The organism is Mucilaginibacter rigui (genome assembly GCF_014773275.1).
GTDB lineage: Bacteria > Bacteroidota > Bacteroidia > Sphingobacteriales > Sphingobacteriaceae > Mucilaginibacter > Mucilaginibacter rigui_A.
The window spans coordinates 1,146,961-1,158,797 of record NZ_JACWMW010000002.1 but is presented as its reverse complement, the minus strand read 5'-3'; the positions used below and the strand labels follow the sequence as shown (position 1 = coordinate 1,158,797).

9 protein-coding genes are annotated in these 11,837 nt (G+C 43.7%); 4 read left to right on the top strand and 5 right to left on the bottom strand.

The genetic code is table 11. From position 1 onward, the window contains the following. Positions 1-187: 187 nt before the first annotated feature. A complete protein-coding gene (locus tag IDJ75_RS12140; RefSeq protein WP_191175886.1) occupies positions 188-1,852 on the bottom strand; it encodes an ArnT family glycosyltransferase in 1,665 nt (554 codons plus the stop codon). Between the two features lie 522 nt (positions 1,853-2,374). Here IDJ75_RS12140 and IDJ75_RS12135 point away from each other — a divergent pair. The 3 genes from IDJ75_RS12135 (at position 2,375) to IDJ75_RS12125 (ending at position 4,974) form a co-directional block, all read left to right on the top strand. After that, complete coding sequence (locus IDJ75_RS12135) at positions 2,375-3,232, top strand: alpha/beta hydrolase (protein WP_191175885.1); 858 nt, start codon at positions 2,375-2,377, stop codon at positions 3,230-3,232. 95 nt (positions 3,233-3,327) lie between these two features. Continuing rightward, positions 3,328-4,224, top strand: coding sequence for an MBL fold metallo-hydrolase (locus IDJ75_RS12130; protein WP_191175884.1), 897 nt, complete (start codon positions 3,328-3,330; stop codon positions 4,222-4,224). Positions 4,225-4,245: 21 nt separating this feature from the next. Next, complete coding sequence (locus tag IDJ75_RS12125) at positions 4,246-4,974, top strand: LolA-like protein (protein ID WP_191175883.1); 729 nt, start codon at positions 4,246-4,248, stop codon at positions 4,972-4,974. 48 nt (positions 4,975-5,022) lie between these two features. Here the strand turns inward: IDJ75_RS12125 and IDJ75_RS12120 are convergent, their stop codons facing one another. The 4 genes from IDJ75_RS12120 to IDJ75_RS12105 all read right to left on the bottom strand — a co-directional run bounded on the left by IDJ75_RS12120 (position 5,023) and on the right by IDJ75_RS12105 (position 9,921). Then, on the bottom strand, positions 5,023-5,508 hold the full coding sequence (locus IDJ75_RS12120; RefSeq protein ID WP_191175882.1) for a hypothetical protein: 486 nt from the start codon (positions 5,506-5,508) through the stop codon (positions 5,023-5,025). Positions 5,509-5,592: 84 nt separating this feature from the next. Then, positions 5,593-7,782 carry a penicillin acylase family protein gene (locus tag IDJ75_RS12115; protein WP_191175881.1) on the bottom strand — a complete coding sequence of 730 codons (2,190 nt, stop codon included), beginning with the start codon at positions 7,780-7,782 and terminating at the stop codon, positions 5,593-5,595. A gap of 424 nt (positions 7,783-8,206) precedes the next feature. Further along, positions 8,207-9,289, bottom strand: coding sequence for a DUF3810 domain-containing protein (locus IDJ75_RS12110; RefSeq protein ID WP_191175880.1), 1,083 nt, complete (start codon positions 9,287-9,289; stop codon positions 8,207-8,209). A 116-nt stretch (positions 9,290-9,405) separates the two neighbouring features. Beyond that, entirely contained in the window at positions 9,406-9,921 is a 516-nt protein-coding gene (locus tag IDJ75_RS12105; RefSeq protein ID WP_191175879.1) for a DUF2911 domain-containing protein, read from the bottom strand. Between the two features lie 261 nt (positions 9,922-10,182). On the opposite strand from IDJ75_RS12105, the gene IDJ75_RS12100 reads away from it, so the two are divergent. Further along, entirely contained in the window at positions 10,183-11,835 is a 1,653-nt protein-coding gene (locus IDJ75_RS12100; RefSeq protein WP_191175878.1) for an ArnT family glycosyltransferase, read from the top strand. Positions 11,836-11,837: the final 2 nt, after the last annotated feature.

Here is an 11,837-nt window from a genome sequence, read left to right as displayed (position 1 = left end):
CCCTCATCACCTTTATGCATTGCCGGCAATTACCAGGGAAATTGCGGGCAATAGCCATGCTTTTGCACAAGCATTAAAGGCTTAAAAATAAAGAGTGATGCGCTCATAAGATCAGCATGTATTTATATTTTCACCCGGTGATTATATTACGCAGGCGTTAAACAATGTGATACAAGGGTTTATATAATTATTTCACCATTACTACTTCCATGGGGTTAACCTGTTTTTGGCGGGTGGCTTTGTTTAAAAAAGCAGGCTTAAGCCTTGATACCCAATACCGCTGAAACGATGCTAAATGCTCAACCTTATAACCTTTTATAGCTAATGATGTTGCCACAGTGGCCGGGCCGTAAAATATAAATGGCGGTGCCGGTAATTTGCCCGAGCCATCTTCACTAACCACCGTAAGCGGTTGGTTAAGGTAAAACTCCATCGGGTAATTGGCATCCTCCCAGCTTTGTACAACGGGCAGGTTTTGCGGGTTGTGTCGGTTTATCCAAACAGCGGCTTCGCTACCGGCCTGGTACTTTAATAGCGATGGATAAAAAACCAGGTTCAGATACAGGTTCACCACAAAAGCTACAATGAGTGTACGGACAGCCGTTTGCCTGAAATCGGTATTGGCAAAATTGCCCGGCAGTATAATCAGCAGCGCAAGCCATACCAATATTGTAAGCCCGTTATCCCACCAAAACTCACTGGGTTTAAAAAAGTAATGCAGTGCGGCTATTACCACAAGCAGCAAAGTCACCAGCCCTATCTGTACCGTCCTGATGGTTTTTATTGTACGCTCGGATTGCAAACCCACCAGGTATTGCGCTGCGATAATAGCAAAAAACGGGAACACAATATTCAGGTAATGTGGCAACTGGAATTTTGATGCCGAAAACAGCAGGAAGGTAAGCAATGCCCCGCTAATGCAAAACCACTCGCGTTTCTGCACATCCTTTACCCCTGTTTTTATAAAATGCCATATAGCGGCAAACAATACCAACGACCATGGCAAAAACGCCCAAAGTGTGGTATGCACAAAAAAACTGGGGTCGCCGTGACCTTTGATTGGGCCGGTATTAAAGAAGCGCCCAAACTGGCTATCCCAAAAAAAGAATTTGATGCCCGATACCCCGTGCGTATCAAACACCAGTTTCTCGGGGTGCGCATCAAACTGCTCATACAGGCAATATATCTCGGGCAGGATAAATATCAATATCAATACAGCGGCAAGCAGCCAGCGCAGGTTAAAAAGCTGTTTCCATTGTTTGGTGATGGCCAGGTGCCCAACTATAGCCCCGCCAATAGGGATCAGTGCAAACATCCCCTTAGTCATGATAGCGCAAGCGGTAAACAGCGATGCAAGTACCAGTTGCCAGAAACTTTTGCTGCTATAAGCCCTATAAAAATGATAAACCGAAGCAATGACCAGCCCGGTTAAGTAAGGCTCAGCACGTACATCGTTATTTGATAGGATGATGTGTTGTGCAGTAAGCAAAATCAACACCGACCACAAGGCGATCTCTTTTGTGTAAAGCGCCCTGGCCAGTTTATAGGTATAGGCTGCCCCCATCAGCATAAATAAAATACCCGGCATTTTGTAGGCCCAGGTGGTAAAGCCAAAAAGCTTAAACGAAAATGCGGTTACCCAAAACGGAAAATGCGGCTTATCCAGCCAGTCGGCATTGTGTACAAACAGCTGCACGTAATCGTTACGCTGCACCATGGTTTTGGCAATTACTGCGTAAAGGGTACCATCAGGCGCCAGTATGGGGATAAACAACCCGCTGAAATTTAGCAGAACAGCCAGCCCTATAAAAAGGTAAAGCCATTTGGTTCTATCGGCGGGTGGTTGTTGCATGTGTGGGTAAAGTTAATGAGATACGGGGAAAATTGAGCATTGGGGTAAAAATGTTTGTTAACCCCCTCCCCGCGTATCTTCACTGCGAGGCATGAAGCCATCTCTTTAGGTCAATTAACAACTATTCTAACCACTATAATAATCCGCCGCTCATTGACGCGGAGGCTACTTCTTTCTCTTGATAGAAAGAAGCAAAGATCAAGACAGAAAAAGCCCCCCCCCCGCACAGGCTTTACCTTTTGGCCCGCTTTTCTGCAGGCCACCGCGCGTTCATTACCAGTCCTCAAATCCTTAATCAGGTAAATCAGGGTTCAAAAATGCGTTAGCGATTGTAGCGGATACCGGCACTGTGGCTAACGCCTGTGCGCGTATGAGCAGAAAGCGCGGGCCGAAGGCAACGCCATGTAAATAGTGATTCCCTCACCCAACAATTTAACAATCAAACAATATAACAACTAAAATTTATCCCTAAATTTAACCAACCGCAAACGCCCCTGTTGCACAAACCAAATTTAAACCTTCATGAAAAAACTTTCTGTACTGTTGCTATCGCTTTGCCCGCTGCTGTTATTCGCGCAAACCGGTAAGGTTTATGATAATTTAACCCTCACCAGTAAGATCCTGAAAAGTGAACGCAAGTACGCCGTTTACCTGCCGCCTGATTATGAGAGCAGCGGCCGCAGTTACCCCATACTTTACCTGCTGCATGGTGCCGGTGACGACCAAACCGGCTGGGTACAATTTGGCGAGGTGCTTAACATTACCGATAAGGCCATCCGCGATGGTATTGCCACCCCGATGATCATTATTATGCCCGATGCCAATACAGGCAGGCGGGGTTACTTTAACGATATAAAAGGCGACTGGAATTATGAAGACTTCTTTTTTAATGAACTGATGCCTTTTGTTGAGAAAAAATACCGCGTAAAAACCGACAAGCGTTTCCGCGCGGTGGCAGGCCTTAGCATGGGCGGCGGCGGCAGTTTTGTATACGCCCTGCACCACCCGGAGATGTTCTCATCTGCATGCCCGCTGAGCGCGGCCACGGGTTTCCTGAGTTTAGATGATGCAAAGGCCGGCCTCAGCAAAAATAACCCTAACCTGCCCGATAGTACCATAAGCAACTATTATAACCGCTATAGCGTAATACCCCTGATGAACGCCATGCCCGACGCACAGAAAAAAGCCGTGCGCTGGTTTATGGATGTTGGTGATGATGACTTTTTATACGAAGGCAATGGCTTGGTACATAACCTGATGCGTAAAAAAGAAATTCCGCATGAGTACCGTGTTAGGGATGGCGCCCATAACTGGACTTACTGGCGCGCATCGTTACCCGTTGTGCTGCAATTTGTGTCGGATGCGTTTCATCAGTATTAATTGGAAAATTCTAAATCCTTAAAGCAGGACTAATACTTTAAAATAAAACATAACTTTAACTGATCTCTGGTCATCTAATATCTATCTCTAACTATATGGAACGTCGTAAATTTTTAATAAACACCGCCTTAGCTGCCGGTTCGCTGTCGTTTTTAAGTAATAAAAGCCTTGCTGCAATGCTGGCCGCTCCAGAATATAAACTTACCCCGCTACGCAACAACGTAGGCATTTTTACCGAGCAGGGCGGTACCATTATTTGGATGGTGAATAAAGAAGGTATTGTTTGTGTTGATGCCGAATTCCCTGAGCCGGCAACACACCTGATAACCGAGCTTAAAAAGAAAAGCGACCAGCCTTTTCAATGGCTGATAAACACCCACCACCATGGCGACCATACCAGTGGTAATATTTCTTTTAAAGGCATCGCTAAAAACGTTGCAGCGCATGCCAACTCGTTAACCAACCAAAAAGCAGCTGCCGCAAAGCAAAATACCGACGATAAGCAGCTATACCCCAACATTACCTACACCGATAAATGGAAGGTTAAAGTTGGCGACGAGCGCATTACCGCCTACTATTTTGGCCCCGGCCATACCAATGGCGATAGCTTTATACACTTTGAGCATGCCAACATTGTACATTGCGGCGACCAGGTGTTTAACCGCATGCACCCCTACGTTGACCGTAGTGCAGGTGCATCATGCAAGCACTGGGCCGTGGCTTTAGAGCAGGCGCAAAAGCAATTTAACAAGGATACCATATTTGTTTTTGGCCACGCGTTCGACCCCGTAAAAGTTACCGGCACCATGGCCGATCTGAAAGCCATGCAAAACTACATGGAAAAACTTGTGGCTTATGTTGATAGCAGCATAAAAGCCGGCAAAACCAAAGAGCAAATTTTAGCCAGCACCTCAATACCGGGCGTAACCGAATGGCAGGGCGATGGCATACAGCGCAGCCTTACCGCCGCTTATGAAGAATTAACCGCATAGTGCGTAAATATCCCTGATTATATGAAACGCCTGTTGTCCATCCTTACCTTTGTAGTAACACTATCAGTATGGGGTTTTACGTTACCAACGCAGCTAACATCAACCGAGGTTATTAAAAAAATGTATAGCCGTTACCATAACAAATGGCATACATCATTAACGTTTACCCAAACTACCGGGCGCTACCGTAACGATACACTGGTAAAAACAGATATATGGCATGAGCGTATTGTTTACCCGGATATGCTGCGGATTGATTTTGGCGAGCAAACAGGCAACGGCGTTATTTACCGGGGCGATTCATCGTACGTTTTCCGCAACAATAAAGTGGTACGCGCCACAAAAGACGAGAACGAACTGATCTTCTTTTTGGGCGGCATGTATTTTACCACCATCGACCGGGTGTTTGCGCATTTTAACACCCTGCATTTCGACCTGAGCAAGAGCCACGAAAGTACCTGGAAAGGGAAAGCGGTTTATGTTTTAGGATCGGCTAATGATGACGAGAAGGTGAACCAGCTTTGGATAGATAAGGAAAAACTGGTAGCCGTACGTTATTTTAAGTACGATAAAAACGGCAAAATGGAAGCTACTTTTGAGGAGCATAAACTGGTAGAAGGCGCCTGGAGCGAAACCCTTTGTAAGTTTTACATTAATGATAAACTATTGCAAACCGAAGTTTATCAGGATATTAAAGCAAACCAGCTGATAGATAAAAGTGTGTTCGACCCTGCTTTAATAGGGAAATAGCAACTAACATATTTAAACGATCCCTGGCAAGCGTCGGGGATTTTTTATTTAATATCCCGCAAATTCTTTTTGCGTAACCACTACCGATCCTTTGTTTTCTGTAGTGCTTATCAGCATGGTGATGAAGTAAAATTCGTTATCAAACTTGTAGATATTGTTATACGCATCCTGCCCCTGAAATTTCATGATAAGTTTTGCACTGCGGGCCTGCGCTATCAGGTTAACAATATGTTGCGGGTCGCGGGTTTCATAGGTAACGGTACGTAAAATAGTACCGTTTGATAGTATGGTATTTTCGCCAATGGTAATGCTTTGTTCCTTTACCTTGTTAGACCGTGAACGGAAGTGTTCGATCTTTTTACCATCAACCTCTTCCAGGTACTGATGCTTAAATACGTTGCCAAGGGTTAAGTAAGTGTGCGCCTGCCCATTGCTAAGGTTGGTTAAGTTTGTCAGGTCGAAAAAAGAAATGCTTTGCGCCCGTACACTTGAGCAAAAACAAATAATCGCCAGTAATAAGCAGTATCTTTTCATTTAATTGTGATAAACAAATGTAATCAATTTTTGATTACAAGGTTACCCGCAAACGGGTTGCTTTATAGCTTATAGTTTTAGCAACTACGGGTGATAACTTTTCTCCACATGCTTTAATACATCCTCTTTATAAAACAGCACATCCTTAAACTTCCCGTTAATGTACCCTTCGGCCTGGTCTGTAAAATGTTTGGATTGCGCGTTGAAGGATTGCCCGCCGGTTATAATTGTTTTTGCTTTTACTTTAGGCCCAAAATCAATAGCGGCAATAAAGCTATTGCCCGAGTAACCATACCTTTTATTGGTTTGCATGGTACGGCTTTGGTATGAGGGCAACTGCCCAAAAAGTGATGAGGTTGCCCCAACGGGGATACTCGGCTCGCTATCGCTAAAGGTTACACCATCCGCTGGGCGCTGGTAACGGTTGATATCGCCCCATTGTACCTTCCAAGTGCCGAAACGTGTTTGAAGGTCCTGCAGAGCCATACCAAGTATTTGCAGCGGCTTGTTTGCCGGCTGGGTTTGCAACATCTCCCGGGTTCGTTTTACCTGGTAGCTGCCCTCGCCGGGTTGGGCTGCGGGCATAGCCCCGAACATTAAGGCTCCCCAATTAACCGCTAATGTAGTAGCTATCGATGTTGCCGAACTGCGCTTGTCCCATGCTTTTAAAATGGCAATAGGTTCGGCAAGCTGGGTCTTCAGGCTGTCGGGCGCATTATTATATGATGTAAATAAAGCGGGCAGCAAGTCATCAAAAGCAGCCAGGTATTTATCGTAACCTTTGGCAATAAGGCCATCCAGCGTGATGCCTTTTGCGTTACCGAGCAAATTAATGGCGTTGATACCACGATAATTTTCACCATCAGGCGCCATATAGGCGGGGTATTTTTTTTTATCGGGACTGGCAACGCCCGATGATGTAAACGGTGTTGAATTACAGTTTTGAATATATCCTGTTGCCGGGTTGTAAACATGTACAATCTCGTCAACATCATGTAAACCCTTCCATTCGGTAGCAGAAGTGCTGCCATCAACAGGCTGATTCCAGTTAAACTTCACATCACGTTTTGGCATAAAATTACCGTACCAGAACGCGATGTTACCTTTATCATCCGCATACACCGTATTGTTGCTGGTGTTTGATAACAGGCTCATGGCCCTTTTATACTCGGCCATGCTGTTTGCCTTAGTGATCTGCCATGATTCCAGCAAAGCTTTATACGAGCGGTTGTTGTGTTTCAGCGCCAGCCACTTGCCATCTTTACCGGCTATTACCGGGCCGTGATGCGTATAATAAGCGGTAATATTACGGGTAACATGGGCATCGCCCTGTTTTATATTCAACTTCAGCTGGCGTGTAGTTACGGGTTTTAGTTTGCCGTCATACTCATAAAACCATTTGCCATCTTTTTTTGTCACCTTTTCGGCGTACAGGTCACCTACATCGGCATAGCTGCTGGTATGCATCCAGCCGCAATGTTGGTTAAAGCCCTGGTATATAAAAAATTGCCCCCAGGTAACCGCACCGTAGGCATGCAGCCCTTCTTTACTGTTTAACCCAACCTCGCTCCTGAAATAGAACGGCACATGCGGATTGATATATAGCATAGCATGCCCACTTGCCGACCGCGACGGCGCAATTGCAAACCCATTGGAGCCTATCTCCCGCTCGCCCGTATCTTTGATAAGCGGCTGCGACTGGTATGTTGCCCCTGTTTTATAAGTATCACCAGTATAAAATGCCTGTGTTTCGCGCGGGCTGATATCGCCGGTTTCTGTAGCGGCAACACTGCCATCAGTAAACATAAGGGCATACCAGGGTTTAAATTTTGTAAAAACAAGCGGCTTAACTTCGGGATGTTTATACAGGTAGTAGTTGATACCATCAGCAAAGGCATCCATCAGCTTTTTAAAATATGGGGAGCTTTGGTTGTAATCTTTTATGGCATCAGCACTATCGGCAATAAGTTGCAGCTGTACATCTTCAAACAGCTTGCCTTCGCCATCGGCTTCGGCCTGGCGCCCCAGTTGGTACAGGTAATTACGTTCTATGCCTTTAAAATTATCTTCGCATTGCGTATACATTAGTCCAAAAACCACTGATGCATCTGTACTACCATAAATATGCGGCACTCCGTAATTATCGCGGATGATGGTAACCGACTTTGCTTGCTGCTTATAACGGCCTATCTCGGCAGTAGAAAATTTGCGTACCTGTGCAGTCGCATTAATACTTATTGTATACAATAAAAACAATGTGTATAGTTTTTTCACAGTAATGAATTTAAGCCGTTGGGTTAAAATTAATAAATCATTAACACTAAACAGCACTTACAAAAGCTCCATGTTGATTTTACAAATGTCATTTTAAAACAATAAAAAATGTATTTGTAACATTTGCATGTTAAAAAACGACATAGTAGATAATATGTTTTAAAGCGCCCCGTTCATTGTGTATCTTTGACACATCTATTCTTTGGAAAGATTAGGAACAGTTTTTGCATTCTAACATACAGAATATAAATACATTAAATATAATATTATGCTACCGCAGTGGTTTAGCTATAAAGAACTTGGGTAAACTTGCATAGTTATCTGAGGTTTAGTTGATCAACATTATTTGAATGATGTTGTAGTGCGTTCCGGGGTGAGATACGGAACGCATTTTTTGTCCCGTATTTTCCTGATCCCAAACTCCTCACTTACTTTTATACATTGCCATAATGAGCAATACCATCCTGTTATAAGTATCAAGGCCCTGGGGCTGGTTATTCACCTTTAAAAAGTTATCGTAAAAAATGCTGGTAAAGGTGTTTAGTTTATTTTGATACGATAGCCAGTACAACCGTTCCTCTTTAAAATCGGCCAGTACCGCGGGCGATATCCGGGTTTTAAGCTGCTTAAACACCACCGTATCTGTATACCGCATGGTGTGCATAAATTCGTTCAAGGCTACATTATAAGCCGAATAGCGCAGCAATTTATCATCCGAGCGGCTTGATGCTAAAAAGCCTACAAAGTTTGCTTCATCCTCGGCGCCATACCCCATTTGGTGCGACATTTCGTGGCAGGCCACAAAAGGGCGGTTAAACACCGGCATCTGGTAGTTTATTTGCGCCTCGCCGGTAAAGGGGTTGTAATAACCCGATGTACTGATGTAGTTAAGCAATGGCGTAAGTAATGATGGCTTTACCGCCGGGCTGTAAGTACTAAACTCGGCCGATGTACCCGAGAGTTTCACCACTGCTCTTACTGCCGTTTTATATATAGAATCATTACCACGCCTCAGATCGGCCGGGGTTACTCTTGCCCGGCTGGCATTGGCGCTGTCTATCAGTATAGTGGTTACCTTTTGCAGTTCGGTTTTGGTGTAGGTACTGTCGCGCAGGTTTAGCCGCTCCCCTGCCGAAGGCCTGAAGTAGTTTAGGCCCCAAAAAAGGTAAAACATAAGTACACCCGCAAACACACCAATGCCAACGCCCGTAGCTAAAAGCCCTGCCTGCATAAATCTTTTTTTAATGCAATGGGCAATGAGGCGGATAAACGCATAAATTAAATAAACAATAATAACCAGGTAAAGTACATCACCAAAACTAAACGGGAACAGGTTAAACACCGGGTGCAGTATATGGCAAATAAAAGGGTAAAGGCCCTCTGAGTAATACCACTCTACCGCCTTGGGGTGATCGGCAAAAACATTTAACAGGTAAATAGCTACGATAAGGGCAAGTATAGCCACCCCTCTTTTTATTAAAGCCTTTTTACCCTTTTGTTTATTCATTTTATGGCGATAAATATAGTATTTAAATTAAAGGCAAATATTAAGCTTTATTATAATTTGACCCAACAAAAAACCCCGGGCAAAGCCGGGGTTTAGTATTTTAAATAATCTGTTGGTTATTTCACTTTAACCGGAACAGATAATTTATCCCAATTTAAAGAGAAGCCTTTGGCGTTTATTTTATAAACCAAACGCTCGTTCATTTTGCTTTTTACAGGCTTAACCGTTACCCGCAAAGCATCCTGTGCTTCATCATATTTGTAAGCGCCCCATTGTTTAGCCACTTTGTTGAAAATGATTGTCCAGGTGGTTGCTGTTGGTATAGCAAAAAGGCCATAGGTGCCTGCAGGTAATTTTTTACCTTCAACCAATATATCCTTGCTTGTTGTAAACACAGTAGCTTCGTTTGCACCAGCGCGCCATACTTTACCATATGCTTCCAGTTCGCCAAAAACCTTACGGCCTTTTACTGACGGGCTGCCATAGTTAATGCTGATAGTAGCACCGTGAATGGTTGCGCTAACACTATCGCGCGGGCTTTCAACAGGTTTAGTTTGGGCAAATGTAACGGCTGAAAACAGCATAGCAAACGCAAACAGCGCTGCCGCTTTTAATTGAATTGTTTTTTTCATGATAGTATAATCGTTATAGTTTATGTGCGTAAAGATAGACGTAAACAAATAACAATATGAAAAAAGTTTGCAACCGGTTATCTGTACAAAAACTTTCACTAAAACAGTGTGTTATACAAACTGAACTCGCATTGCAGTTAGGAATTGACCGAAAGGTTAAACAATTGTTGTGAGTTTTTGGCCCCCGCCTTGCGGCGGGGGTTTTTTATACCTGTACTTCAATAAACTTTGGTAGCATTAAACTTATATTTGCTGCCAGTGATGACCAATAATTACAAGCCTTTTTACCTGCTGATCTTTATACTGGCACTAATGGTTAGTTTTGCCGGCATCACTACCGATTTTTTTACCGACGACCAGGGCCTGTACGCAGCCATTGCAAAAGCTATGGTACAGAAGCATGATGCACTGCAACTTTTTACCTATAACCGCGACTGGCTCGACAAACCGCACTTTCCGTTTTGGATGGTGATGCTGAGTTTTAAAGTATTTGGTATTAGTACCTGGGCCTACCGCCTGCCTGCCTTGCTATTTTTTTTATTGAGCCTGCTTTATACCTACTTATTTGCCCGGAGGTTTTATAGTAAAGAAGTTGTCTTAACCGCAGTTTTAATATTGATGACAGCGCAACACGTATTGCTATCAAACCTTGATGTACGTGCCGAACCTTATTTAATGGCACTTGTAATTGGAAGCATTTACCATATTGCCCGCTATAACGACAAGGCTATTTTCAGACACCTTATACTGGCCGCCCTCCTTACTGCATGCGCCATCATGACCAAGGGCCTATTTGTTATTGTAGCCATTTATGGCGCTCTCCTGGGCCAGCTTATATTCCAGAAAAAACTTGTGCAAGTTTTTTACGGCAAGTGGCTGCTGCTTTACCTGCTCACCTTTATTTTTACCCTGCCCGAGTTTTACGCTTTATATATACAGTTTGACCTGCACCCCGAAAAGCTGGTTTTTGATCGCCACCATGTAAGCGGTATCCGCTGGTTTTTATGGGATAGCCAGTTTGGGCGCTTTGTAAACAACGGCCCCATCAAGCAACAAAAATCGGGCGATATCTTTTTTTTCACACATACCATGCTGTGGGCCTTTTTACCATGGTGCCTGCTTTTTTATTATGCCGTTTATAAAAGCCTGAAAAACATTAGCCAAAAAATAAAACTGCCCGAATATTACACCTTAAGCGGCGGGCTGTTACTGTTGCTTATCTTTTCAGTGTCGCGGTTTCAGCTGCCGTTTTACACCAATATTTTATTCCCGCTTTTTGCCATTATAACAGCTCCGTATTGCTTTAAACAATTAAGTCGCGCAGGCCAATATTACAGGCAGGTGGCTTTATGGTTATTTATAGTGGCATTACCGCTGGTTATTGTGGTAATACATATTTATTTAAAGCCGCAATCAAATATATTTTTTGTGGTAGATTGCCTCATTTTTGGAGCGATAGTTTTGCTTATCACACTGAAAGTAAAAACCCGCAGCCACAAAACCTTCATGTTCACCTGCTGCTCGGTTTTGTTTGCTAATTTTTACCTGAATACCGTTCTATTCAAAACTATTGCTTCCTACGGCGGGCAGGTGGATGCGGCTAAATACATCAATCAGCCACAGTTTAAGGATGCAATTATTTATTCATTACGGCCATCAAACAACATCTTCCAATTTTACAGCAATAAGCCTGTTAATTATATCCCGATGGAAGATTTTGGTAAGCTTATCTCTATCGGTAAAGATATCTTTTTTGTTAACCAGCCTACGGTTGATTACCTCACCCAAAACCATCAGGATTTTAAGGTGATCGCATCGTTTACAGATTACCCGCAGGAAAACATCTTACCCAGGTTTGTAAACCATGCTACACGCAACACGGTGCTGGCAAAGGTTTACCTTATCAGTAAATAACG